Annotated in this window: 24 protein-coding genes and 1 pseudogene; 13 read left to right on the plus strand and 12 right to left on the minus strand. The window is 56.2% G+C overall.

Translation table 11 applies throughout. From position 1 onward, the window contains the following. Positions 1-70: 70 nt before the first annotated feature. From AC3CHX_RS17810 to AC3CHX_RS17820, 3 genes are all read right to left on the minus strand, one after another. The gene (locus AC3CHX_RS17810; protein WP_488629361.1) at positions 71-1,213 is read right to left on the minus strand and encodes a branched-chain amino acid ABC transporter substrate-binding protein; all 1,143 of its coding nucleotides are present in this window, start codon (positions 1,211-1,213) and stop codon (positions 71-73) included. A gap of 131 nt (positions 1,214-1,344) precedes the next feature. Then, entirely contained in the window at positions 1,345-2,412 is a 1,068-nt protein-coding gene (gene ocd, locus AC3CHX_RS17815) for an ornithine cyclodeaminase (protein ID WP_488629362.1), read from the minus strand. A 98-nt stretch (positions 2,413-2,510) separates the two neighbouring features. Continuing rightward, entirely contained in the window at positions 2,511-3,539 is a 1,029-nt protein-coding gene (locus AC3CHX_RS17820; protein ID WP_488629363.1) for a histone deacetylase family protein, read from the minus strand. Between the two features lie 122 nt (positions 3,540-3,661). Here AC3CHX_RS17820 and AC3CHX_RS17825 point away from each other — a divergent pair, with 122 nt between their 5' ends. Then, positions 3,662-4,147, plus strand: coding sequence for an Lrp/AsnC family transcriptional regulator (locus AC3CHX_RS17825; protein WP_488629364.1), 486 nt, complete (start codon positions 3,662-3,664; stop codon positions 4,145-4,147). A gap of 132 nt (positions 4,148-4,279) precedes the next feature. On the opposite strand, the gene AC3CHX_RS17830 is transcribed toward AC3CHX_RS17825, so the two are convergent. After that, positions 4,280-6,628: a DEAD/DEAH box helicase gene (locus AC3CHX_RS17830; protein WP_488629365.1), complete on the minus strand. Its 2,349-nt coding sequence runs from the start codon at positions 6,626-6,628 to the stop codon at positions 4,280-4,282. Between the two features lie 279 nt (positions 6,629-6,907). Here AC3CHX_RS17830 and AC3CHX_RS17835 point away from each other — a divergent pair, with 279 nt between their 5' ends. Further along, positions 6,908-7,174 (plus strand): hypothetical protein, encoded by a 267-nt coding sequence (locus AC3CHX_RS17835; RefSeq protein WP_488629366.1) that lies wholly within the window; start codon positions 6,908-6,910, stop codon positions 7,172-7,174. A 22-nt stretch (positions 7,175-7,196) separates the two neighbouring features. Here the strand turns inward: AC3CHX_RS17835 and AC3CHX_RS17840 are convergent, their stop codons facing one another. Beyond that, positions 7,197-7,634 (minus strand): CZB domain-containing protein, encoded by a 438-nt coding sequence (locus AC3CHX_RS17840; RefSeq protein ID WP_488629367.1) that lies wholly within the window; start codon positions 7,632-7,634, stop codon positions 7,197-7,199. Positions 7,635-7,879: 245 nt separating this feature from the next. Between AC3CHX_RS17840 and AC3CHX_RS17845 the strand changes: the two genes are divergently transcribed. Then, a complete protein-coding gene (locus tag AC3CHX_RS17845; RefSeq protein WP_488629368.1) occupies positions 7,880-8,266 on the plus strand; it encodes a YXWGXW repeat-containing protein in 387 nt (128 codons plus the stop codon). 63 nt (positions 8,267-8,329) lie between these two features. On the opposite strand, the gene AC3CHX_RS17850 is transcribed toward AC3CHX_RS17845, so the two are convergent. Then, the gene (locus AC3CHX_RS17850) at positions 8,330-8,452 is read right to left on the minus strand and encodes a hypothetical protein (RefSeq protein ID WP_488629369.1); all 123 of its coding nucleotides are present in this window, start codon (positions 8,450-8,452) and stop codon (positions 8,330-8,332) included. Between the two features lie 631 nt (positions 8,453-9,083). After that, on the minus strand, positions 9,084-9,218 hold the full coding sequence (locus tag AC3CHX_RS17855; RefSeq protein ID WP_488629370.1) for a hypothetical protein: 135 nt from the start codon (positions 9,216-9,218) through the stop codon (positions 9,084-9,086). 149 nt (positions 9,219-9,367) lie between these two features. On the opposite strand from AC3CHX_RS17855, the gene AC3CHX_RS17860 reads away from it, so the two are divergent. Beyond that, the gene (locus tag AC3CHX_RS17860) at positions 9,368-9,682 is read left to right on the plus strand and encodes a hypothetical protein (protein WP_488629371.1); all 315 of its coding nucleotides are present in this window, start codon (positions 9,368-9,370) and stop codon (positions 9,680-9,682) included. Between the two features lie 36 nt (positions 9,683-9,718). Here AC3CHX_RS17860 and AC3CHX_RS17865 read toward each other — a convergent pair. Together AC3CHX_RS17865 and AC3CHX_RS17870 are read right to left on the minus strand one after the other, a co-directional pair. Continuing rightward, positions 9,719-10,450 (minus strand): annotated as a pseudogene (locus tag AC3CHX_RS17865) (YoaK family protein); the annotation flags it as partial. A 95-nt stretch (positions 10,451-10,545) separates the two neighbouring features. Further along, complete coding sequence (locus tag AC3CHX_RS17870; protein WP_488629372.1) at positions 10,546-10,986, minus strand: multidrug/biocide efflux PACE transporter; 441 nt, start codon at positions 10,984-10,986, stop codon at positions 10,546-10,548. 129 nt (positions 10,987-11,115) lie between these two features. Between AC3CHX_RS17870 and AC3CHX_RS17875 the strand changes: the two genes are divergently transcribed. The 5 genes from AC3CHX_RS17875 to AC3CHX_RS17895 all read left to right on the plus strand — a co-directional run bounded on the left by AC3CHX_RS17875 (position 11,116) and on the right by AC3CHX_RS17895 (position 15,381). Continuing rightward, positions 11,116-11,976 carry a LysR family transcriptional regulator gene (locus AC3CHX_RS17875; protein ID WP_488629373.1) on the plus strand — a complete coding sequence of 287 codons (861 nt, stop codon included), beginning with the start codon at positions 11,116-11,118 and terminating at the stop codon, positions 11,974-11,976. A gap of 169 nt (positions 11,977-12,145) precedes the next feature. Continuing rightward, positions 12,146-12,700 carry a DUF2796 domain-containing protein gene (locus AC3CHX_RS17880; RefSeq protein WP_488629374.1) on the plus strand — a complete coding sequence of 185 codons (555 nt, stop codon included), beginning with the start codon at positions 12,146-12,148 and terminating at the stop codon, positions 12,698-12,700. Positions 12,701-12,718: 18 nt separating this feature from the next. After that, a complete protein-coding gene (locus tag AC3CHX_RS17885) occupies positions 12,719-13,432 on the plus strand; it encodes an ABC transporter ATP-binding protein (protein ID WP_488629375.1) in 714 nt (237 codons plus the stop codon). Further along, positions 13,429-14,688, plus strand: a complete 1,260-nt coding sequence (locus AC3CHX_RS17890; protein ID WP_488629376.1) for an ABC transporter permease — start codon at positions 13,429-13,431, stop codon at positions 14,686-14,688. The genes AC3CHX_RS17885 and AC3CHX_RS17890 overlap by 4 nt, the downstream gene beginning before the upstream one ends. A 9-nt stretch (positions 14,689-14,697) precedes the next feature. Beyond that, positions 14,698-15,381: a DUF3299 domain-containing protein gene (locus AC3CHX_RS17895; RefSeq protein ID WP_488629377.1), complete on the plus strand. Its 684-nt coding sequence runs from the start codon at positions 14,698-14,700 to the stop codon at positions 15,379-15,381. Positions 15,382-15,412: 31 nt separating this feature from the next. Here AC3CHX_RS17895 and AC3CHX_RS17900 read toward each other — a convergent pair whose 3' ends face one another. Genes AC3CHX_RS17900 through AC3CHX_RS17910 form a run of 3 tightly spaced genes read right to left on the minus strand, consistent with a single transcriptional unit; the run spans position 15,413 to position 19,030 of the window. Beyond that, a complete protein-coding gene (locus AC3CHX_RS17900) occupies positions 15,413-16,915 on the minus strand; it encodes an ATP-binding protein (RefSeq protein ID WP_488629378.1) in 1,503 nt (500 codons plus the stop codon). A gap of 3 nt (positions 16,916-16,918) precedes the next feature. Further along, on the minus strand, positions 16,919-17,629 hold the full coding sequence (locus AC3CHX_RS17905) for a response regulator (RefSeq protein ID WP_488629379.1): 711 nt from the start codon (positions 17,627-17,629) through the stop codon (positions 16,919-16,921). A gap of 54 nt (positions 17,630-17,683) precedes the next feature. Continuing rightward, positions 17,684-19,030: an ABC transporter substrate-binding protein gene (locus AC3CHX_RS17910; RefSeq protein WP_488629380.1), complete on the minus strand. Its 1,347-nt coding sequence runs from the start codon at positions 19,028-19,030 to the stop codon at positions 17,684-17,686. A 390-nt stretch (positions 19,031-19,420) separates the two neighbouring features. Here AC3CHX_RS17910 and AC3CHX_RS17915 point away from each other — a divergent pair, with 390 nt between their 5' ends. The 4 genes from AC3CHX_RS17915 to AC3CHX_RS17930 are packed head-to-tail and all read left to right on the plus strand — an operon-like array spanning position 19,421 to position 23,710. Continuing rightward, positions 19,421-20,683: an ABC transporter substrate-binding protein gene (locus AC3CHX_RS17915; RefSeq protein WP_488629381.1), complete on the plus strand. Its 1,263-nt coding sequence runs from the start codon at positions 19,421-19,423 to the stop codon at positions 20,681-20,683. A 17-nt stretch (positions 20,684-20,700) separates the two neighbouring features. After that, on the plus strand, positions 20,701-21,615 hold the full coding sequence (locus tag AC3CHX_RS17920; protein WP_488629382.1) for a carbohydrate ABC transporter permease: 915 nt from the start codon (positions 20,701-20,703) through the stop codon (positions 21,613-21,615). A gap of 2 nt (positions 21,616-21,617) precedes the next feature. Next, on the plus strand, positions 21,618-22,475 hold the full coding sequence (locus tag AC3CHX_RS17925; protein WP_488629383.1) for a carbohydrate ABC transporter permease: 858 nt from the start codon (positions 21,618-21,620) through the stop codon (positions 22,473-22,475). 32 nt (positions 22,476-22,507) lie between these two features. After that, complete coding sequence (locus AC3CHX_RS17930; protein WP_488629384.1) at positions 22,508-23,710, plus strand: ABC transporter ATP-binding protein; 1,203 nt, start codon at positions 22,508-22,510, stop codon at positions 23,708-23,710. Positions 23,711-23,745: the final 35 nt, after the last annotated feature.

Here is a 23,745-nt window from a genome sequence, read left to right on the forward strand (position 1 = left end):
CTGCAGACCTCCGCCTGCATTCTAGCCGAAGCGCTCAACCGAAGTGCTCATCCGACCTGGCCGCCATGTGTTACTTGGTGACCGCCAGTTGCTGGCGTTTACCATCTTTGTAGGTATACAGCGTGAGGACGCCTTCCTGCATGTCGCCTTTAGGATCGAAGGCGATATTCCCGGTGACGCCTTTGTGATGAATTTTGGCCAGCTCGGGCAGGTACTTTGCGGGTTGCGCGGAGCCCGCTTTTTGCATCGCCTCCGCCATGGTCATGACCGCATCATAGGCATACGGCGAATACGTCTGGACCTCGATGCCGAACTTCTTCTTATACGCCGCCTTGAAGTTCTCAATGCCGCTTTTCCCGGACTCTTCAACACCGCCGGCTTCGGCACAAATGACCTGGCCATTCACCATGCCGTTGCCTGCCAGTGCCGCCAGTCCTTCGGAGCAGATGCCGTCGCCGCCCATGAACTTGGCATTGATGCCCAGTTGTTTCATCTGGCGCAGCATCGGTCCGGCCACGGCATCCATCCCGCCGAAGAACACCAGGTCCGGGTTCTTGGCCTTGATCGCGGTCAGAATGGCATTGAAGTCGGTGGCCTTGTCGTTGGTGAACTGGGTCGCCACGATGTTCACGCCAGCGCTTTTTGCGCCTTTGCTGAACTCTTGCGCAACCCCTTGGCCGTAGGCGGTACGGTCATCGATGACGGCGACGTTTTTGGCTTTCAGGACCTGGGCCGCATAGCGGCCCAGGGTGCCGCCCAGTTGGCCATCGTTGGCGACCACGCGGAATGCCGTGTTAAAGCCTTGCTGGGTGTATTTCGGGTTGGTCGCAGCAGGTGAAATTTGGGGGATACCCGCTTCGAAATAGATCTTCGACGCCGGAATGGTGGTGCCGGAGTTCAAGTGGCCGATCACGCCGTTGACTTTTTCATCGACCAATTTCTGGGCGACGGCAGTTCCTTGCCGGGGATCGCCGCCGTCGTCTTCAGCCGCCAGTTCGAATCTGACTTTCTTGCCGCCGATGCTGGTCCCTTTTGCATTCAGTTCATCAATCGCCATGCGGACGCCATTCTCGACGTCCTTGCCCAGATGCGCGATGGGACCGGTAATTGGGGCGACCTCGCCGATCTTCACAACTTCCTGCGCGTAAGCAGCGCCTGCAAATACGACCGCAATCGCGCCGGCCAGCGGCATCATTTTCATTTTGAATTGCATCTCTCATCTCCTAAGGATTAAAAAGCCAGGAACTACAACACGCAGCTATTCGCCGATACGAACAGGTTGAACTTTGACAGATTGAGCGCTGACGAATCACTTGCAGCATTCCGCGATGCTGCCGCGCAACTTCATACAAATTGGGCTATCCGGGGGGCCGCTCCGGAAGACAGTGCGAACGGTTTTTGCGCTACAAACTGATACAAGTCTTTGGGATCGGATGGCGCGGGAATCAGGTCGATTTTTGTCCCGATATCCCGGGCTTCAGCCACGTCGCGCAGATAGCGCAGTGCAGAAAAGTCTTCCAGTGCAAAGCCGACGGAGTCGAATACGGTTACCTGTTCCGCACTTTCCCGTCCCACGGTCTGGCCCGACAGGACGCGCCAGAGTTCGATGACAGGGAAATCCGGGGCCAGCTGCTGAATATCGCCTTCGATGCGTGTCTGCGGCTCGAACTCAACGACAACCCGGGCATGGGTCAGGATGTCGGCATGCAACTCGGTCTTGCCCGGGCAGTCGCCGCCAACCGCATTGATGTGCATACCCGGTTCAATCATGTCCGGCGTCAGAATGGTGGCATTGGTCTTGTCTGCCGTCACGGTAGTGACAATGTCGGCGCCGCGCACGGCCTCGCTGGCAGAACTGGCGCGAATGATGGTCAAGCCCTCGATGCCGGCCATGTTGCGGGCAAATTTCTCCATCGCCGCCGGATCGATATCGAATACCCGAATTTCGTTAATGCCAAGGATGGCTTTGAAGGCAAGCGCCTGGAACTCGCTTTGCGCGCCATTCCCGATGATGGCCATCGACTTCGATTCAGGCCTTGCCAGCGCCTTGGCAACCAGCGCCGAAGTAGCCGCCGTGCGCAATGCGGTCGTGATGGTAAATTCGCTGAACAGCAGCGGGTATCCGGTATCGACTTCGGCCAGCACGCCAAAGGCCATCACCGTCAGCATGTTCTGTTTGGTATTCTTCGGATGGCCGTTGACGTACTTGAATCCGTATAGTTCATTGTCTGATGTCGGCATCAACTCAATGACCCCGCCCGGAAAATGGTTCGCCACCCGCGCCGATTTTTCGAATGCATGCCAACGCAAATAATCGGCGCGAATATACTCCGCCAAGGTCGTCATGAATGGTTCGGCACCAACCGTTGTTACCAGTTGCTGAATGTCGTTTACGTCAATATATCTAGTCATTTCTGTTTTCCTTCATCGATTTTTCCGGGATTGGACGACGCGTCCTTCCTGGATGGCGCACATTGCGCCAGCAGTAGCGCCCATGCTGAAACGCGTGCTCAGCGGCCTTCAAAGCCCAGCAACACGTTGACTGCATTCACGCCGATATCGTCCACCATGTAGCCGCCTTCCATGACGAACAGCGTTGGCTTGCCTACGCCGGCAATGCGTTCACCCATGCGCAGGTAATCGTCGCTTTCCAGCTTGAACTGGCTGATGGGATCGTCCTTGAAAGTATCCACGCCGAGCGACACCACGATCGCATCCGGCGCATACGCGGCCAGCCTGCTACAGGCATCGGCCAGCGCGACGCTGTAGGTATCCCAGGCGGTACCGTGCGCTAGCGGATAGTTGTGGTTAAAGCCGACACCGGCGCCGTGGCCTTGCTCGTCCCGATGGCCGAGAAAATACGGATACGAGTTTTTCGGATCGCCATGCAGCGAGATGAACAGCACGTCGGCGCGATCGTAAAAGATGCTTTGCGTACCATTCCCGTGGTGATAATCGACATCGATGACCGCCACCCGTTTGGCCCCCTTGGCAATGAAGCCCTGTGCCGCAATCGCGGCATTGTTCAGATAGCAGTAACCGCCCATGTATTCGGCTGCGGCATGATGTCCCGGCGGGCGGCATAAGGCAAAAGCACTGGCTGCACCGGCGGCTACTGCCTCCATGCCTGTCAACGCAAGGTTGGCGCTGGTTCGGACCGCTTCCCATGTGCCGGCTGTAATCGGCACACCGGCATCCATCGCGTAGAAGCCCAGCTTGCCATCGATATGCTCGGGTTCGATGTCACTGCGCATATCGCGTACCGGCCAGATCAGCGGCAATGCGTCATGCGAGCGCCCAATGGCGCCCCATTCGGCCCATGCATTCTCAAGAAAATTGACATAGCGCGCACTGTGGACGGAACTGTATGAGGAAGACGGATAGTCACGCGGCCCAATGATGTCGCCCAAACCGACAGTCCGAACGCGCGCCAACACCGTGTCGGCGCGGCCCGGCATTTCAACACTGGGTTTCAAGACGCCATCTTTCAGTTCAGTGCCATGATGCAGGCGATGATTATTGCTATATATAGTGAGCATATTGGCAAGACAGAGGAGGTAGAAGTTGGGATTATTATGACGCCGGGGAGATGGAATTACTTTGCTTTATTGGCGCACCAGAAGCTATGATTTGAGCATAACAAACTAAATAATGGCGAAAAATGAGTAGCAAGAAACTAAAATATGATCTGGACGACACTGATCGGACTATCTTGCGTCTTTTGCAGCAGGACGGCACCATGTCCAATCCCAAACTGGCTGAGCATGTTTCGTTAAGCGTTACGCCCTGCTGGCGGAGATTAAGGCGGCTGGAAGAAGACGGCTTCATCACCAGCTACCAGGCGAATCTTGATCGCCGCAAACTCGGCCTGGATGTCTTGGCTTTCGTCCAATTGAGCTTCCTCGTTGTGACGGATGTCTCGACTAAACATTTCGAGGAAGTGATCCTGGCGCATCCGGAAGTGTTGTCCTGCCACAAAGTCACCGGCCAGGCGGATTACTTGCTGCAGGTGGTGGCGGAGGACTTGGATGCCTACAGCGATTTTGTTGAGAATGTGCTGCGCGTCGTGCCCGGAATCAGTTTGATCCACTCAAGCCTCGCGATGCGCGAAATCAAATCATCGAGCCGGCTTCCGATACCCGCTTAGGCACGCGGTGTTGAGCGAACGCTTTTAGCAAAACCAGATGAATGGGGACGATGCACGCATCCCAAGGCTGGTTGCGAAAAAAAATCCCTTGAAATCAAGGGATTTTTTAACAACAAAAAGCATGTTCCAACCTTACGCAGGCTTCGGACCTTTGCGATGCGGCTTGGGTTTAGGCTTGCCGGCATCGGCGCGATTACTAAAATCGCTTTTGCTTTTGAACGGAGGCTTGTCACCCAGCTTTTCGCCCACCCTGCGATCGCCGCCTGTCTTCGGGGCAGCGAAAGGCTTGCTCTTGCCGGCGAACTTGTCGGTTGCCTGTGAACGCTCGCCGGCGTGGCTGATGCGTAGCTGCTGTCCCGCCACCCACACGGTTTTCAGATGTTCAAGAAGCTCTTTCGGCATGCCTTCCGGTAAGTCCAGCGTACTGTGGTCATCGAATATTTCGATGCGGCCGATATATTTGGAGTCCAGGCTGGCCTCGTTGGCAATGGCCCCGACAATATTGCTGGCTTTAACACCGTGCTCATGACCTACTTCGATTCGGAAACTTTCCATACCGACGTCTGCTTTGCGACCGCTGCGCTCCTTCTTGGGCAGATCGGGATGCGCAATTTGATCATTGCGCTCCGGGCGCTCTTTGCGTTCAAATTTATCCGAGCGCTCGCCTGCGCCGTCGCCTGCCTTGCTTGCGGCAAAAGACGCTTTCGTTCCAGCTGATTTAGCGGATACATCCGCATGCTCGCCATCGCGGCTGATGCGTAGCTGCTGCCCTGCTACCCACACAGTTTTGAGATGTTCGAGCTGTTCGGCTGGCATGCTATCCGGCAAATCCAGTACGCTGTAGTCATCAAAGATTTCAATGCGGCCGATATTTTTAGAGTCCAACCCCGCCTCGTTAGCAATCGCACCCACAATATTGCCGGGCTTGACACCGTGTGTATGACCAACTTCAATTCGGTAAGTCCGCATGCCGACATCGGCTGCGCGCTCGACACGCTCTTTCTTGGCGAAAGCAGGACGATCGCTACGCTCCGGGCGCTCACTGCGCTCAAACCTGTCCGAGCGCTCGCCTCTATCGCTACGTTCGGAGCGATCAAACTTACCCGCATGTGCAGGCCTTTCATCCGACCAGGAGGTCGTACTTTGTGGCTCGCGCTGATTTTTATCCAGCAATAGCGGCACACTGCCGCGCGCCATTTTGGCGAGTGCCGCTGCAATTTCAATCGCCGGAATATTATTCTCGCGCTCATATTCTTCAACGATGGATTGAAATTGATCCAGTTCGCCGAGGGACAAAATCTCGCCGATTTGATTTTTGAACTTGGCAATACGCACATCGTTGACGGCTTGAATACTCGGCAATACCAAGGGTGCTACCGGCTGGCGGGTAGCGCGCTCGATGGCCTTGAGCAGATTTTTTTCGCGCGGGGTAATAAATAAAATCGCCTCGCCGCTGCGACCGGCGCGCCCGGTGCGGCCGACACGGTGGGTATAGCTTTCCGGATCGTGGGGCACATCGTAATTGATCACGTGGCTGATGCGTTCCACATCAAGGCCGCGCGCTGCCACGTCGGTGGCGACCAGAATATCAATCCGGCCATCCTTTAGCTGCTGAATGGTGCGTTCGCGTTGTTGCTGTGCGATATCGCCATTAATCGCCGCCGCAGAGAAGCCGCGCGCCTGCAATTTGCTGGCTAATTCTTCGGTGCCCAATTTGGTACGCGAAAAAATGATCATGCCGTCAAACGTTTCGGCTTCCAGGATACGCGTGAGCGCGTCGAGCTTATGCATGCCGCTGACTAACCAGTAGCGCTGACGAATATTGTCGGCAGTGCCGGTTTTGGCTGCAATAGCGACCTCGGCGGGATCGCGTAAATAGGTCTTGGCGATGCGTTTGATCACCGACGGCATGGTGGCGGAGAAGAGTGCCGTCTGGCGTGTTTCCGGGGTTTTCTGCAAGATGTTTTCGACATCGTCGATAAACCCCATGCGCAGCATTTCGTCGGCCTCATCCAGCACCAGCGTTTTGAGTTGCGACAGATCCAGCGTGTTTTTGTCCAGGTGATCGATCACGCGGCCGGGCGTGCCGACGACCACATGTACGCCACGGCGCAATGCCCTGAGCTGCGGCTCATAACTTTGGCCGCCGTAGATAGGCAGCACATGAAAGCCGGGAATATGCGCGGCATAGCGCTGAAAGGCTTCCGCCACCTGGATCGCAAGTTCGCGCGTCGGCGCCAGCACCAGGGCTTGCGGCGAAGTTTGCTTGAGGTCGATGCGGGACAGGATGGGTAGAGCAAAAGCAGCGGTTTTACCGGTGCCGGTTTGCGCCTGGCCAAGTACATCGCGATTGGCTAGCAGGATAGGGATCGTGGCGGCCTGAATCGGCGACGGAGACTCATAGCCGACTTCCTTCAGCACCCGTAACAGCGGCTCGCTGAGGTTTAAATCGGCAAATAACGGAATAGGTATTTCAGACATGTCATAACTCGCAAGTTTGCTCGAATCGCACTATGCGAAACAATGTGCTGCGTAGTTTACTCTGTTGTTGCGCAGGCGGGGCTACTGCCTACAGAGTGACGAGCAACATGCAAGCGGAAAAATACCTGCGCAACCGACAGCTCCGGCACCAACCACGCGACGGAAGCGCGTCTGAACGCGATGGCAAATTTCATGCTCCGGTCATATATGAGGAGTATTGTCGCCTTCTCGTATCAAAAAATATAAAAACCATTGCCTTTAAGGCTGGAGACAGAAATTATGGATTTTGATATTGTGATCGTTCGCGTTCATGACGGCTATCGTGTCGCCCATGGACACCTCCATCTGGCCAGCGCCCTTAACACAGCGAATGAAGCGGTCGCCTATGTGCCGGGCGAGGGAAATGTCAAGGTCGTCAAGACCCGTCGCGGATTTCTTGTGGGCAAAGATAGCCAATGCTACCGGTTCTCGTCAATTGAGAGAAAGCAGTCGCTATCCGCTACGCAACTGCACTATCTTGGCCTTGTAGCCACAACGCGCCACTAAGTTTCGAACGTTTGTGCGGCACTCAAGCTAAATCGCGCAAAAAGTTGACGACACGTTCGCTGGACACCTTGAATCCGTTTGCGAGCAGCTTTTCCGCTTCTTCGACCTTCCCGGCTTGGGTCAGGCTTACTACATTCGATGCGTGGAAATGAAAATGCTTGTGCTCAGCGACAAGTTGCTGGAACGATGTGTACTTGCCCAGCTGCTCTCGCCCCGTCCCGTACAACCATTTCCCAAGCTCGCAGCGGTTATCAAAACAAATAGTTTCCGGACGTAAATCCTCGGTAGATTCGCCTGACAGATAGGCCGTCAATCTGGCTTTCCAGTTTTCATGCGCCGCTATGGCTGCGCGAATATCCAGTTCACGGATGGTGTTGAGCTCAATTTCGGAAACCTTTGTCGGAGCGTTATGCTTTGCGTCGGAACCCGATCCAAAGATATTTTTGAAAAAATTTAACATGATGTGCAGCGGTCCTGTGTTCTGATTTACGGGCAATTAAAGTTGAATTACAACAACATTACTTTAAATCAATTTTATTGGATCGAGGGAAATAATGATGTTTTGACCACAAACTTCAATTACTGGCAGCCTGGACAGAACTTGAAACGTAACGTTACCAAGAGAAATGTAACGAAAGATACGAGAAACATTTCTGGCATTCAGCGTTCGTATAATCGAATCACCCAAACAGCCAGGAATCCATCGTGAAGCTTCCTCTCAGCATCGCTGCGATCATCGCCCGCAAGTTTTCCGTCGTGAAATCTTTCCCAGAGAAATGCCCCGCAAGCATCGACATCGTTCTTAAAAATGCACCGCCGCCGCCAAAGGCGGAAGCGACGCCAAGCCCACGTGCCGGGCTGGTGTGGATTCCCGGATTCTGGAACTATGTCGGCGGCTGGTATGCATGGCAGGCCGGTGGCTGGGAACTGGCCCGGGAAGGACAACACTACGTGCATGCTGAATGGAAGCAATGCGTCGACGGCTGGCAACTTCATCGCGGCCGGTGGCAAGATCTGCCTGGCAAAAAGCACTTGGGCGATGACGATACCAACGCAAATTCCACTTACGATCCACTTGCGGCTTATCGCTGACAGCCGGCAAACGCGATCGACTTGAGCGTCTTAATGCTGAACCAGCTTTCAGCAAAGCCATGCTCACGAAAAATAACAGGCATCGCAACTTCCCATCAGTACGGCGCATTTAGCGCCGCCTGCCGCACTCCCCTTCTTCGCGCCATCGGCAACGCCGATGCGCTTCGTGACGTCCAGCCATTTCAAAGTCAAGTTCCAGACCGCAGCCGATCCGACTGCGCCAACTCTTGAACACAAAAAAGAGCCCGCGAACCTTGCGGTGGCGGGCTGAATCCAAACCTTGGGGGAATTGGAGGAGACGCATTCACTATATCGCACAGCAACATTTGGTCGTCACGCTTTTACACTCTCTTACAGCTGCAACAATATGAAAAAAAACGACACACGTACAAAACCGAGAACCTGTGCAGTTGATTCGCCTCGGTAGCTGCGTGAATTGGTGGTCCCTGCATCATCCGCTACGCCGCTCCCGGTCGATACGTTACTCAGCGCCCGCCAGGCAATATCAAAGCAGGCCGGCTGGCCCCTTTCCTACGTCGTAATGAGTAATCGTCCTACTTCGCGACCTGGATTCAGGGACTATAGTTAATTCTTAATTCGCCTTGAATGCACCGGCACGCGTCTATCCATATACGTGTTCGATGCCGCCGTTGACCACCAAGTAATGATGACGGCCGACATGGAACCCATCTGACAAGTCAAGCAAGAAGCGAATCCACCTGGCAAGGAGATCCAAATGTATATAGGCATCGGAACCATCGTCTTGATTCTCGTATTAGTTCTGCTATTTAGATAGCCAAAGCAGTTACCGGAAGTCTCATCGTGCAGCAGGAGTCCGCCCGGATTCTTGCTGCAACAGCATGCATGACAAGACGCCGTAATAGCCACCGCTGCTGTTCAAGACATCCGGCTGGAAATGGCTGTGCGTGTCCATGTCGTCGACATCCAGCATTAAACAGATCCTTACATCACAATTTATAGTGGATAATTCGCCCCCCAGCCAACAGCAACTCCCTGGCTCACCAATTATTGTCGGAGAATCCCGTGATCATCGAAGCACAACTACCTGCCATAACTGAACTTATTAAAAAAGCATCAATCTTGAGCGACAGCGTTGCTTTTAATGCCTTGTATGCGCTATTCCCGAAGAACACCCCGGCGCAAAAAGTCCATGCAACGCTTGACGCCGCCTGTACCGGCATCGTGGATTACGACCAGGCGATCTACTCGGTTGTCATGGTAAGAAAAGACACCGGCTTGCCTGGCGACGGTTTCTTTGCGACGTTTAGGGCCGTGCGCAATGCCGAGTACACAGCGATTGCCGGCGACACCGCCATCCTGAATTTAACGTTGGCGCAGAAGCAGTTGATGGTGAATGCTGAAAAAGCCAGAGTCTACGCGCACGCGAAAGCCTGATTAACTTCCTCAGCGGACGATATCGCGCAGCACCTGCCGCAAATCATCGGTAATCGGCACAATCGCTAACACCATCAAGGTCGCGGCGAGCGGCGCCGTTGCGATAAACCCGATGTTTTTAAATCCCAGCGCGCCGACAAAACCACCGCTGAAGAACAGGAAAACCAGGGTTGCCAGCAAGCGCAACTTGACCAAATCGGCGCGGACCGCGTATTTGGGGTCGTGCCGGGTACTGTTCCAATAAAACATCTTGCCCAGTTCTATGCCGATATCGGTGACCATCCCGGTCATATGGGTGGTACGAATTTCTGCCTTGGAGATTTTGGTAATAATGGCATTTTGCAAGCCCATGATGAAGCACAGGAGCAGCACCGTAACGGGTACAAATAACCACTTGTGACTTTCCAGATTGCCGCCCAGCAGGCCGAACAATAGTAGCAATGCAGCTTCCAGCATCAGCGGCAGTGCATATTCTCCGTGCAGGTGACGTTTTCTGCCCCAATTAATGCAGATTGCGGAACAAGCGGCACCGAACACGAAAAATAGCAACGATGCCAAACCGGCCAGCATCAGACCGACCGAGCCAAGCGCGAGATGATCGCCCATCGCGGAAATAATCCCGGACATATGCGAGGTATATTGTCCTACTGCCAGAAAGCCGCCGGCGTTGATAGCACCGGCAATAAACGACAGGAAGCACGCCAGATGGCGATTAGCTTGCTGGGTACGCTCTTTTCCGGTCAATTGCCTCAGGTACGGGATCGGCATTTACGCTCCATCATGGTGAGCACGAAGATAACCCGCTGCAATCAAATTACAGCCGGCCGGCAAGAAAGCCAACGCGTACCACAATACCACTTGCGTCAATACTTCCCACGGTAATCCGCCTTCAGCACTGCTTCGCGCACCTTGTCGTAACCCAGGTTAAACAGCAAGGTATACGGCAAGAAAAAGAGAACCAGACCGATATCGAGCAAGAATGCATCGAGCAGACGCATGTCCCACCACCACGCTGCCAGCGGAACCACTGTCACGATCAGTCCCAACTCGAACGAGACCGCATGAACGACGCGCACGCCAAATGTGCGGACCAGATTAAAGTGCCGCGCGATCCGGTCAAACAGCGTATTGAAGACCATGTTCCAGACCATTGCGATCAGTGAAATCATCAAGGTCAGGAGACCGGCAGCGGCCATCGACACGCCCATCAACCATGACAAGGCCGGAGCGCTGAGCATGATTGCCAGCACCTCAAAGGTCAGGGCATGGAAGAAACGTTCAGCGAAAGATTTGTTCCTGCTCATATCAGCTCCTAAGCTTTATTGAAAAACCGATGCTTGCTATTCTCTCCAGTTTTTTGGATACTACAAAAGCAGTAACCATCGGAATTTCCGATATATTGAAATACATCACAAACCTAAGCTGCCGCTCCCATGTCACATTCGTTCGAATCCCTGTTCATGTTTGTCGAAACGGCCGCGCTAGGTTCGTTCTCGGCGGCGGCGCGCAAACTTAACAAACAGCAATCGACTGTCAGCGAAGCCATCGCCAATCTGGAAATTGATCTGGGCCTGACACTGTTCGATCGCAGCACACGCCGGCCGACGCTGACCGAACACGGGAAGGCGATGTTGATTCATGCGCAGCAGGTGCTGGATGCCGGTGACCGGCTATCGCGTTCGGCGCATCGGCTGGCGGATGGTCTGGAGCCGACGCTCACGCTGGTGCTATCCGATACGTATCAGTCGAATCGTTTCGAATCCGTCCTGACGGAATTTGAGCAACGCTACCCCGCACTGGAACTCGAATGCATGATCGCCGAACACACCGACGTGGTGGCCTTGGTACAGGAGGGTCGGGCTCAACTTGGCTTGGTTGGGGCGCAGCCGGACTATCCGCCCGACGTCGGATTCGCGTCCATTTCCGAACGCTCTGAGATTGGACTGTATGTGAGCAAGCGTCATCCTCTGGCAGCGGTTACACACGTGACCACGGAAATGTTGCGCGCTGCACGTGAACTGCGCCTCAACACGTATCTGGACGACATCGTCGAGCGCCGACGCGGCCTCTGCTGGTCGTCGTCCAGCTACCTGCTGTTACTGGAAATGACCGAACTGGGATTCGGCTGGGCTGAGCTGCCGCGCTGGCTGGCGCAACGCTTCGCCGCCGATGGCTTGCTGGAATTGCAAGTGCGAGGCTGGCCCAAAACCGTTCAGGTCGACGCAGTGTGGTCGCGGCGCCATGGGCTGGGGCAGGCTGGCGGCTGGCTGCTGGATACCTTGCTGGCGCCCTAGCAACTCAAACCGCAAAAAACGCAATGCCCGTCACCATTTGAAACATTTCTTCGGACGGCAGTATCGCGGTTTCGACTTATAATGCAACACTGTTGCAGGCTGACGACATCGAACATTATTCAGTGCACTCCTGCGGCAACTCAGCATCAAAAAAAACATGAAAGGCATCATGAAACGAGTACTTTCCGGCTGGGCCGTCAGCGCCCTGCTCTGCACCGCATTCTCCCCCGCGATTGCCCACGAAGCGCATGTCCACGGTGTCGGAAAGCTGGACGTGGCGATAGATGGGTCGCAAGTCAACCTCCACCTGGATACCCCGTTAGCGAACCTGTTAGGGTTCGAACATGCCGCCAAAAGTGTGAAGGATCGTCAGGCCACCCAGCAAATGGGGCGACAACTGCGCGATGCCGGAAAAGTGTTTGTGACAACACCCGCCGCCGAGTGTCGGCCGGCGTCGGTCAAGCTGGTATCCGCCGCGCTTGATCCGGCATTGCTGGGAGAGCCGGCAACACCGGTTGCAACGGACAAACCCGCAGAACCGGGACATGCCGACCTGGATGCCGATTTCGTGTTCCAGTGCGCCCATCCTGAGCGCCTGCAAAGTATCGACGTCAGGCTGTTTACGCAATTCAAGGGTTTTCAGCAAATCGACGTGCAAATGGTTACCTCCAAAAAACAGCTGGCGGCCAAGCTGCTGCCATCAGCCACCCTTATTTCCTGGTAACAATATGAGTTCAGCGTCATGACCGAAGTTGTCATTCATCTACAGGATGTGTCCTTCAGCTGGCCGGGTCAGCCTGCGCCAACCTTGCAAATGGACGCATTCATGGTGGAGCGCCAGGATCAGGTCTTTATCTCCGGACCCAGCGGCAGCGGCAAGAGCACCTTGCTGGCACTGATCGGCGGCATCGTGGTGCCGCAACTCGGAACCATTACGATACTCGGCACCGAACTCCACAGCATTTCCGCTTCGGCGCGCGACCAGTTCCGGGTCGATCACATCGGCTTTGTTTTCCAGCAGTTCAATCTGATTCCGTACTTGTCGATTCTGGACAATGTGCTGCTGCCGTGCCAGTTTTCGCGCTATCGACGGCAACGCGCGCTGACGCAAGGCGCGACCTTGCGCAGCGCTGCCGAGTCGTTGCTGCGCAGTCTCGACCTGGTACCGTCGTTGTGGAGCAAACCCGTGACACAGCTATCGATAGGTCAGCAACAACGGGTTGCCGCCGCCCGTGCGCTGATCGGCCAACCGGAGATCATCGTCGCCGATGAGCCGACCTCGGCACTGGATGCCGACCGCCAGCAAGGCTTTCTGGATCTGGTACAGCGTGAATGCGAACAGGCACGCTCTACCTTGCTGTTCGTCAGTCACGATCAGCGCCTGGCGTCGCATTTCAGTCATCGGCTGGCATTGAATGAACTGAATCATGCCGCACACCTTGAGGATCAGGCATGAACATGTTGATCCGACTGGCCGCGCGCAGCGCCTGGAACCGCCGGTTTACGTTAGGACTGATCCTGCTGGCGATTGCACTATCGACCACCTTGCTGCTGGGAATCGAGCGTATCCGCCACGATGTGCGCGAGAGCTTTTCGCAATCAGTGTCCGGTACCGACCTGGTGGTCGGCGCCCGTACCAGTTCGGTACAGCTGATGCTGTATGCAATCTTTCACATCGGCGGCGCCACCAACAATATCGGCTGGGACAGCGCACAAAAACTGGCGCACAATCCCGCCGTGGCATGGACCATTCCGCTGTCGCTGGGCGACTCGCATCGCGGCTTTCCCGTACTGGCGACCAATGGCGACTATTTCACGCATTTTCATTACGACGACAAGCAAGCGCTGCGTTTCCAGGGCGGCCAGCCGTTTCACGATGTGTTTGACACCGTGCTCGGCGCCGAAGTAGCGCAACAACTGCATTACAAAATCGGTGACAAAATCACCCTCAGTCACGGCAGTGGCGTCCATCTGACCGAGCACGCCGATAAACCGTTCGTGGTCAGCGGGATTCTGGCCGGCACCGGCACGCCGGTCGATCGCACCGTGCACATCGGGCTGGACGCGATGGAAGCGATACATCTCGACTGGGAGGCTGGCGCGCCCATCAAGGGCCTGGTGATTCCATCCGAGCTGGTCAAAAAATTCGACCTGACGCCGAAGACGGTCACCGCCGTGCTGGTCGGTCTGAAGAACCGCGCCAGCGTATTTGCAGTGCAACGCGCCATCGCCGGCGACAAGGACGATCCGCAGATGGCGGTATTGCCGGGCGTGGCGCTGGATGAACTGTGGCAAGTCGTCGGTATCGGCGAAAAAGCCCTGCTGGCCGTCTCGGCCATGGTGGTCGTGGTCGGACTGGCCGGACTGGTATCATCTATCCTTGCCAGTCTTGGCGAACGGCGGCGCGAGTTAGCGATCCTGCGCTCAGTCGGTGCCCACCCGATCGATATCTTTTTCCTGTTGGCGCTGGAAGGCTTTGTCGTCATGCTGATCGGTGTGCTGCTGGGGATCGTGTTATTGAATGTCGCCATCCTGCTGCTGGGGCCGTTGCTATCCTCGCAATTCGGTATCGCGTTGCATCCTGCCCTACCGACCGCTGGAGAGCTGGAGTTACTGCTATGGACCGTGATTGGCGGCTTGATCGCTAGTCTGCTGCCCGGCTTGCGCGCCTATCGCTTGAGTTTGTCGGACGGCTTGACGCCCAGAGTTTAAGGTAAAGTTATGAAGATGTTTTTATGGATAGTGGCGATCGTCATCGCCGGTCTCGGCACCGGAACAGTGGGCCGCTATATTTATGCCGAGCGCCATGCCACAGCAGCGCTGAAAGCATCGGCAGCCGCACAAGCGGCCGCCCAGGACGGTGGATACAAGGTCGGGGATCGTCTGCAACAGGCCCCGCTGGTGGCATCAAAGCCAGGCACACCGGCCACTGCATCGCCCTTTCAGGAAATCAAATGGGAACAACTCGCCCCCGCCAGTTGGGACCCGATGAAGCCGTTCAAGGGGATCAATCTCGACAAACTCGACGATGCCGATCCGCGCGCCGATGAGGCGCTGCAAAAGGCCAGGGAATACTGGAAGAACGCGCCGGTCAATCCCGCCATGAACGGCAAGTCGATCAGGATTCCCGGCTTCGTCGTGTCGCTCGACCGCGAAGGCGAAGCCTTGAAAGAGTTTCTGCTGGTGCCCTACTTCGGCGGCTGCATCCACGTGCCGCCACCACCGGCGAATCAGATCATTCATGTGAATAGCCTCAAGGCCGTCAAAGGCGTGCGCACCATGGATGCGGTCTGGATCAGCGGCGTATTGAACGTCAAGCCGTCATCCACCGAGATGGGCGATGCCGGTTACTCGCTGGTGGCGCAAAGCGTGGAAATGTACAAGGATACGGATGCCAGGCAATGAGTGTGATCGGGATCATCCGCCCGACCAACGCTCAAGTATGCGGCAGCACAATCGTCGCCACCAGTCCGCCGTCAGGATGATTCGCCAATAACAACTCGCCGCCGTGCGCCTGCACGATATTGCGGGCAATCCCGAGCCCGAGCCCCATCCCGCCGGCGTTTTGAGCGCGTCCATGGTCGAGTCGCAGATACGGCTGAAACAGGCTGCCGAAGGCCTCTTCCGGCACACCGGGCCCGTGATCGCGGATCTGGATCTGGATGTTATCGGTCACCTGATCGCCAGACCGCGCGGTCACCTGGCGCACTGAAATCTCCACTTTTTCGCCGTAAAACAGCGCATTGTCGAACAGGTTGCCAAGCGCGCGTTTGAGTGCCAGCGGTTTCGCCATCACTGTCAGTCCCGCGTCGACGAACGCCACCTCATGTCCGGCCATCCGGGCGTCGCGGATCATCCGGTGGATCAGCGCATCGAGCCGGACCTCCGTGCGGTTTTCGTGGATATCGCTATCCTTTACCGACTGCAACGCGCCCTTCACCATCATGTCGAGTTCATCCAGATCCTCATGGAAATCGGCACGCAAGGCATCGTCATCGAGCAATTCCGTGCGCAGTTTCAGGCGCGTAATCGGCGTGCGCAAATCGTGCGAAATGGACGCAAAGAGTCGCTCCCGGTCTTCCAGATAACGCTTTATCCGTTCGCGCATGGCGCTAAAGGCGCGCGCCGTTTTGACAAACTCGCGACTGCCGGTTTCCGGCAATGCCGGTACCGTCTCACCTTTCCCGAAAGCTTCCGCGGCATCCGACAAAGCCGCCAACGGCCGCGTGGTCCAACGCACGACCAATATCGACAATAGCAACACCGCAGCCAACGACAAGGCCTGCAGCACCAGCCGATCCGGCGACAACGGACTGCTGCTTTCCAGAAAATACGGATTCGGCATCAGCGCCGCCAGATACAGCCACTTGCCCGGTTCGAGCTGGGTCTGGATCACCAGTACCGGCGCCGGATTTGGCTTGATCAGCAAAATATGCTGGACCCAGCTATCCGGCAGGTCGGCAACTTTCAGACCGTCATCGGATACGGTTAACTCATCCGGCCAGGCGAACACCAGTCGAAATTCGGGCAAAAACGGCAAGTCTTCCCTGAGCGTTTTGAGGACAGTCTGGCTGGCCATGTCGGCCAGCACGTTATCGCCTATCGCTTGAATCTGAAGCGGCGCATCATTCGCGTTGACAAAAAAACGGGTGCCGCCCATTTCGCGCAATTGCTGGATCATGAGCGGCCGGTAGTTCGCGGGCAAGCTTTTGAAAAACCGAATCGCGCTGGCGGCGCTGTGCCCAAGATGCTGCGCCGCGATCCTGGTTTCGATTTCGGATCTGGTACGCAACTGGGCCGCCCATATCAAGCCGCCGACCAACTGCGTCACCAGCACTCCGAGCACCATCACCACCGATAACTGCCCGAGTAAGGAATGCGGTAACGCCCACGCCAGAAAGCGGGTGGCAAGCCGACGGTGGGAGGCGCGTTCCGGCATGGCTCAGGTATCGGAGACGACGACGTCGGCAGAAAACACGTAACCCGCACCGCGCACCGTCTTGATCAGTTGCGGCGACTTGCCATCGTCATTCAGGCGCACGCGCAGCTTGCTGATTTGCACATCCAGCGAACGATCCAGCGGCCCCGCATCGCGCCCGCGGGTTTCTTCGCACAACACACTGCGGTCGAGAATATCGCCCGGATGCTCGACAAAATATTTCAGCAACTGATAATCCAGGCCGGTCAGCGCCACCGCCTGCCGATCGGCGTCGAGCACGGTGCGCTCCACGGTATCCAGTGTGAAGCCCAGAAAACGGTAGTAGCGCGGCGGCGCGGCATGATCGACGCCCATGCGGCGGTGGATCGCCTTGATGCGCGCCAGCAGTTCGCGCGGACTGTAGGGCTTGGCCATATAGTCATCGGCCCCCAGTTCCAGCCCGACCACGCGGTCGGTCTCATCCGAGCTGGCCGTGAGCATGATAATCGGCACGTTCGAACGACGCCGGACGATTTTGCACAACGCAAAACCGTCGGTATCGGGCAGCATCACATCCAGGATGACCAGCGACAACTCATCGACATAGCGCTGGAACTCCGCCAGAAAAGCTTCACCGTTATGTGCCAGCTTGACTTCGTACTGATTTTTTTCCAGATAGGCCTTTAACAGGGTCCGGGTTTTCTGGTCATCGTCAACGATCAAAATCTTACGCATGGTGTGTGCTCATCTTTGTGTTCGGGTCGTTTTGGTGCGAAGGTATTGCGCCCATTACTCCGACTTATCTGTTTTAGGCGAGGTCCGTGCAATCGCCGCCAGGCGGTGTTGCGTGTCGGCTTCGGTTATTTGATCGTCCATGAAATAGCGTCGTACTTCAGCCACGATGGCATCCTTGGTGATCTCATCGGTCGCCATTCTATGCACCAGACTCGGCGCCTGAAATGCCGCGCCTTTGCTGAAGCTCTGCCACGACGCCACCGAACAGCTATCCATTTTCGACAAGGCCGGAGAACGCCATACCGGGATCGCACCCTTGAATCGATTGTAATCGGTTTGAACTGGCGCAGACATCACGATCTGGGCCAGCTTCTCCTGCGCCTGCTGATGCGAATAATCGCCGGCAAACATGGCCAGCGTATCCACGCTATACAGATGATAGTCGGTGGTGCCCGGTACAGTGCTGCACCCGAAGTCGACATCCGTCGCCTGCCCCCAGGCATTCAATTCACCTTTGGCCCAATCGCCCATCACAAACATGGCCGCCTCACCATCGGCAAGTTGCTGCGTCATGTCGTTCCACGGTTGCTCCTTGAGCGGCGCCGGCATCCACTGCTTGAGCGCGCGCAGTCGTTTTAGCGCGTGCAGCAGACGCGCATCGTTGTAGGCGTTGGGATGCAACTCGACAAACAGCTGGCGATAATACGCCGGGCCGCTTTCGGCCAGCACCAGCGTCTCAAACAAGGTGGCGACCTGCCACGCTTCACTGCTCTGTGCCAGCGGCACGACACCCGCCTGCTTCAACTTAGCCGCGACGCGCTCGAAGTCGGCCCAGGTTTTGGGTACGGCCAGCCCCAATCGCGCGAACACCTTGCGGTTATAAAACAGCGTGTTGATGCGATGAATGCCGAGCGGAGCGGCGACCACATGATCGCGGTTTTGCACCAACGACCAGACCGTCGGAAACAACAGTTTTTTCCAGCCCGTGGCCACATCATCTAGTTCCAGCAGCAAGCCGAGATCGGCCCATTCCCCGAAGACTACGCCGTTAAGTTGCGTCACCTCCGGCGCATGGCCCGCCAGTATTCTGCTCTTCAGGACTTTACCGGCGCCAAGACCGGCGCCGCCCGGGATCGCCGCGTCGTGCCATGCGATATTTTCTTGCGCCAGTCTGGCGACCAGCACGTCGACCGCCTTGCGTTCGCCGGCCGAAGTCCACCAATGTAAAACCTGCAGCGAGGCCGCCTGGGAATTTGCCGGAACAGCCGCTGCCGCGCCATACGAAAACAGCGGCAGCACTGCACCCCCGACCAGCGCATGCCTGCACCAGTGCAGGACCCGGAATGCGCGCAGGTCCGTCTTCGATCGTTCGTTCGCTGGTTTTTTTATGGATATAAACATTTTCATCTTGTCCCACATCGCGAGTGACTATAGCGTAAGTCGGCTGCAAGACGTTAGTTCCCGCCCGTGTTCTGCCGAAGTTAACGCTTCGTTTTGTAAAGATTTGTAAAGATAAATTAATTTTCATTTCGACACCAAAGCAGCGCTCGCCTGGCGCCGGAAATTTACAGGATGAAAACAGAGGAGTGACCTGAGGCGAACGTAAATATATGTAATGCCGGCATTCTTGAGATAAGCAAACTTATCCATAAAAATCAATCACTTACAGAATTTCATTGCATGCAAACAAGTCGGATTGGCATCACAATTACTATGGTGCTACTGTCTTTTCGCGTTAGCAAAGAGCTGCGATCACGACACCTTCGGAATCCAACAAAGAGGAGACAAACAATGCATGCCGTTCGCAAAATTCGTACCATCCGCAATGCCGTACTCATCGCACTTGCCGCCGTCGGCACCGCCCAGGCCGGTACGCTGACCATAGAAAGCTGGCGGGTCGATGACAAGGCGTTGTGGGAAAGTGTCCTGATCCCCGCTTTCCAAAAGAAAAATCCCGGCATCCAGGTCAAATTTGCGCCGACCGCACCCACCGAATACGATTCCAGCCTGACCGCGCGTCTGGCCGGCGGCACCGCTGGCGACCTGGTCGCCTGCCGCCCGTTCGACGTTTCCCTGTCGCTGTATAACAAAGGCAACCTGGAAAAACTGGATGGCAAGCCCGGCATGGAAAACTTCCCGGCATCCGCCAAAGTCGCGTGGCAAACCGATGATGGCAAAGATACTTTCTGTATGCCGGTCGCCTCGGTGATGCACGGCTTCCTGTACAACCAGAAAATCTTCAAGGAACTGAACATTCAAGCGCCGAAGACCGAGGCGGAATTCTTCAAGATCCTCGACATCATCAAGGGCAATGGCAAATACACGCCGCTGGCGCTCGGCACCGCCGATCAGTGGGAGTCCAGTCAAATCGTATTTACCGGCGTCGGCCCCAACTACTGGAAAGGCGAAGAAGGCCGCAAAGCGCTGATCTCCGGCAAGGAAAAATTCACCGACCCGCAATTTGTCGCGGCCTTCGCCTATGAAGCCAGGCTCGGCAAATACCTGTCCAGGGGTGCCAGCTCGCAAACCTATGGCGACAGCCAAAACCAGTTTGCCTTGGGCAAAGCGGCGATCTATCCAACCGGCTCCTGGGATATCGCCTACTTCAACAGCAATGCCAAATTTGAAATGGGCGCCTTCCCGCCGCCCGTGCCTAAAGCTGGCGACAAATGCTACATTTCCGATCACAACGATATCGGCATGGGCATCAACAAGAAGTCCAGGAACAAGGAAGACGCCTACAAATTCCTGGCGTGGCTAGGCTCGCAGGAATTCGCCGACATCTACACCAACAAGGTCACCGGCTTCTTCTCGCTCTCGAATCACCTGATCTCGGTAAAGGATCCGGTCGCCAAGCAAATGATCGACTGGCGCAAGACATGCGCATCGACCATTCGCCTGAACGCGCAAATTCTTAACCGTGGCACGCCCAGCATGGAAAACGAACTGTGGAACGTGAATGCGCAAGTCCTCAACGGCAAACTGGCGCCCAAGGATGCCGCCGCGCAAATCGAGACCGGTTTTGCCAAGTGGTACAAGCCGCAGCAAAAATAAATGTCTGGAGATTCGCAGTGAAAAAAGCATTTCCCTGGCATATCGCAGTTTTTCTGGCGCCGGCGGTGGTCATCTATTCGATGTTCAGCGCGCTGCCGCTGCTGGACACACTCCGGCTCGGCTTCTACAGCAGCAGCGACGCCGGCGTCCATACCTTCGTCGGCCTGTCCAACTATCACACCATCCTGTTCGATTCCGACTGGTCCGCCGCGTTCTGGAATGCGATGTGGAACAACGGCAAGTTTTTCGCGATCCACATGCTGTTGCAAAACCCGATAGGACTGTTGCTGGCGACGCTGTTCAGCTTGAAAGGCCTGCGCTGGGCACGCAGCTATCGCACCATGATTTTTTTGCCGACGCTGTTATCCGTGGTCATCATCGGCTTCATCTGGCAACTGATTCTGTCGCCGTTGTGGGGCGTCGGTGAAAAGCTGATGGGCTTCGTCGGCATGGCCGACTTGTTCGCGCCATGGCTAGGCCAGCAAACTACCGCGCTGATCACGCTGGCGCTGATCTCGGTCTGGCAATACATCGGCATCCCGATGATGCTGATCTATGCCGCGTTGCTGGCCGTGCCGGAGGAAGTGCTGGAAGCCGCGCATGCCGAAGGCGCCGGCGGCTTGCGCATCTTCTGGCAAATCAAGCTGCCGCTGATTCTGCCCACCCTGGGGCTGGTGACGATTCTGACCTTCGTCGCCAATTTCAATGCGTTTGATTTGATCTACTCGGTCAAGGGCGCGCTGGCCGGACCGAATTATTCGACCGACCTGCTTGGCACATTCTTTTATCGCACCTTCTTCGGCTATCAGGCGCAAGTCGGCAGCCCGACCATGGGCGCCGCCGTGGCGACCCTGATGTTCCTGGTCATCCTGCACGGCGTTGCCGTGTATTTCTATTTCGTCCAGCGCAAGCTGACACGCTACGAACTGTAAATATGAACGCATCCTCTTACCTGCCACGTCGTCCATTCAGCAATCTCGGCCGCATCTGGGTCCACATCGTGCTGTGCGCGTATGCGCTGATTGCGCTGTTTCCGATTGCGCTGATCCTGATCAACTCGGTCAAATCGCGCGCCGCCATCTTTGACAATCCGCTGGCGTTGCCAGGCATGGACACCTTCTCGCTGATCGGTTTTCAGAAGGTGCTGACCAACACCAACTTCATGCTGTATTTCGGCAACAGCCTGATCGTCACGCTCGGCGCATTGCTGCTGATCGTATTGTTCGGCGCCATGGCAGGCTGGGCGCTATCGGAATACAAATTCCGCGGCAATCGCTGGATGGCGCTGTATCTGGCGCTCGGCATCATGATTCCGATCCGGCTTGGCACCGTGTCGATCCTGCAGTTGGTCGTGGCGCTCAACCTGATCAATACCCGCACCGCCTTGATACTGGTGTACGCCGCCCAGGGCTTGCCGCTGGCCGTGATGATACTGTCCGAATTCATTCGCCAGATACCAAAGGAATTGAAGGAGGCGGCGCGTTGCGACGGGGTCGGCGAATTCAAGATTTTTTTCCAGGTCATTCTGCCGCTGATTCGGCCGGCGATTGCCACCGTCGCGGTGTTCACGATGATTCCGGCCTGGAACGACCTCTGGTTCCCATTGATTCTGGCACCCGGCGACGACACCAAGACCGTGACGCTCGGCGTCCAGCAATTCATCGGCCAGTACGTCACCGACTGGAATTCGGTGCTGGCAGCCCTGTCGATGGCAGTGATTCCGATTCTGATTCTGTACGTATTGTTTTCACGCCAACTGATACGCGGCCTGACCTCCGGCGCGGTGAAATAAACTAACATCTCACGGTAAAACAGGTAAACACCATGGCTAACGTCAGTATCAAACAACTCAGAAAAACTTACGATGGCAAGCAGGATGTGCTGGCCGGGATCAATCTTGAAGTCGAGGACGGCGAATTCTGCGTGCTGGTCGGACCGTCCGGTTGCGGCAAATCGACCTTGCTGCGCATGCTGTGCGGCCTGGAAGACATCAGCGGCGGCGAATTGTCCATCGGCGATCAGGTCGTCAATCATCTGCCGCCGGCCGAGCGCGGTATCGCCATGGTGTTCCAAAGCTATGCGCTGTATCCGCACATGACGGTGTATAAAAACATGGCGTTCGGCCTGAAAGTCGCCGGTACCGACAAAGCGGCGATCGACCAGCGCATCCGCCATGCCGCCGGGATTCTGAAGATCGATCATTTGCTGGAGCGGCTGCCGCGTGAGCTATCCGGCGGCCAGCGCCAGCGCGTCGCCATCGGCCGCGCGATTGTGCGCGAACCGAAGCTGTTCCTGTTCGATGAGCCGCTCTCCAATCTGGATGCCGCCCTGCGCGTGCAGACCCGCCTTGAGATCGCCAAACTGCACCGGCAACTGGCGGCCACCATCGTCTACGTCACCCACGATCAGGTTGAAGCGATGACGCTGGGCGACAAAATCGTGGTCATGAACGATGGCCATATTCAACAGGCAGGGACACCGCTGGAGTTGTATCAGCAGCCGCAGAATTTATTTGTGGCGACGTTTATCGGCTCGCCGAAAATGAATCTGTTTCAGGGACTGGTGACTGCTATCGAAGCGGATTGCCTGACAGTGCAACTGGAGGGCGGCCAGGAAGTGCGTGCCGATGTCTGCGCCACCGAAGCCAATGGCATTCTCCGCATCGGTGATCAAGTCACCTTAGGCTTACGTGCCGAGCACATTCTGGAAAATCACAATGGCAGTGAAGCCTTCAGCGGCACGGTCAACATCGTCGAGCATCTGGGCGAAGCGAATTTCATTTATGTCACGCTGCAAAACGGTCAGGATGTGGTGGTGCGCGGCGACGGCAACAATCCCGTCCGTATCGGTGAGAACATTATCCTGTCGGCCGCCAGCAGCGCATTTCATGTATTCGATGCCAACGGCCAGGCGCTGCGCCGCGTCAAGCCGGGGAACATGATTTCATCCAAACAAACCACGCCGCCACAGCAGAACCTACAGAACCCTCCTATGTTAAATGTCCCCATCGGACAAGAAAATAGATAAACTTTTGCCCCTCTGCCCCAAAAAACAGGACTCGA

Source organism: Glaciimonas sp. OK215 (assembly GCF_057787885.1).

Excerpts from the sequence above, each read along its gene's own strand:
- AC3CHX_RS17810 (WP_488629361.1), bottom strand. The coding sequence starts at position 1,213 with ATGCAATTCAAAATGAAAATGATGCCGCTGGCCGGCGCGATTGCGGTC.
- AC3CHX_RS17915 (WP_488629381.1), top strand. The coding sequence starts at position 19,421 with ATGCATGCCGTTCGCAAAATTCGTACCATCCGCAATGCCGTACTCATC.
- AC3CHX_RS17890 (WP_488629376.1), top strand. The coding sequence starts at position 13,429 with ATGAACATGTTGATCCGACTGGCCGCGCGCAGCGCCTGGAACCGCCGG.
- AC3CHX_RS17820 (WP_488629363.1), bottom strand. The coding sequence starts at position 3,539 with ATGCTCACTATATATAGCAATAATCATCGCCTGCATCATGGCACTGAA.
- AC3CHX_RS17880 (WP_488629374.1), top strand. The coding sequence starts at position 12,146 with ATGAAACGAGTACTTTCCGGCTGGGCCGTCAGCGCCCTGCTCTGCACC.
- AC3CHX_RS17885 (WP_488629375.1), top strand. The coding sequence starts at position 12,719 with ATGACCGAAGTTGTCATTCATCTACAGGATGTGTCCTTCAGCTGGCCG.
- AC3CHX_RS17840 (WP_488629367.1), bottom strand. The coding sequence starts at position 7,634 with ATGTTAAATTTTTTCAAAAATATCTTTGGATCGGGTTCCGACGCAAAG.
- AC3CHX_RS17905 (WP_488629379.1), bottom strand. The coding sequence starts at position 17,629 with ATGCGTAAGATTTTGATCGTTGACGATGACCAGAAAACCCGGACCCTG.
- AC3CHX_RS17895 (WP_488629377.1), top strand. The coding sequence starts at position 14,698 with ATGAAGATGTTTTTATGGATAGTGGCGATCGTCATCGCCGGTCTCGGC.
- AC3CHX_RS17825 (WP_488629364.1), top strand. The coding sequence starts at position 3,662 with ATGAGTAGCAAGAAACTAAAATATGATCTGGACGACACTGATCGGACT.
- AC3CHX_RS17830 (WP_488629365.1), bottom strand. The coding sequence starts at position 6,628 with ATGTCTGAAATACCTATTCCGTTATTTGCCGATTTAAACCTCAGCGAG.
- AC3CHX_RS17925 (WP_488629383.1), top strand. The coding sequence starts at position 21,618 with ATGAACGCATCCTCTTACCTGCCACGTCGTCCATTCAGCAATCTCGGC.
- AC3CHX_RS17835 (WP_488629366.1), top strand. The coding sequence starts at position 6,908 with ATGGATTTTGATATTGTGATCGTTCGCGTTCATGACGGCTATCGTGTC.
- AC3CHX_RS17900 (WP_488629378.1), bottom strand. The coding sequence starts at position 16,915 with ATGCCGGAACGCGCCTCCCACCGTCGGCTTGCCACCCGCTTTCTGGCG.
- AC3CHX_RS17875 (WP_488629373.1), top strand. The coding sequence starts at position 11,116 with ATGTCACATTCGTTCGAATCCCTGTTCATGTTTGTCGAAACGGCCGCG.
- AC3CHX_RS17930 (WP_488629384.1), top strand. The coding sequence starts at position 22,508 with ATGGCTAACGTCAGTATCAAACAACTCAGAAAAACTTACGATGGCAAG.
- AC3CHX_RS17855 (WP_488629370.1), bottom strand. The coding sequence starts at position 9,218 with ATGCTGGATGTCGACGACATGGACACGCACAGCCATTTCCAGCCGGAT.
- AC3CHX_RS17910 (WP_488629380.1), bottom strand. The coding sequence starts at position 19,030 with ATGTTTATATCCATAAAAAAACCAGCGAACGAACGATCGAAGACGGAC.
- ocd (WP_488629362.1), bottom strand. The coding sequence starts at position 2,412 with ATGACTAGATATATTGACGTAAACGACATTCAGCAACTGGTAACAACG.
- AC3CHX_RS17870 (WP_488629372.1), bottom strand. The coding sequence starts at position 10,986 with ATGAGCAGGAACAAATCTTTCGCTGAACGTTTCTTCCATGCCCTGACC.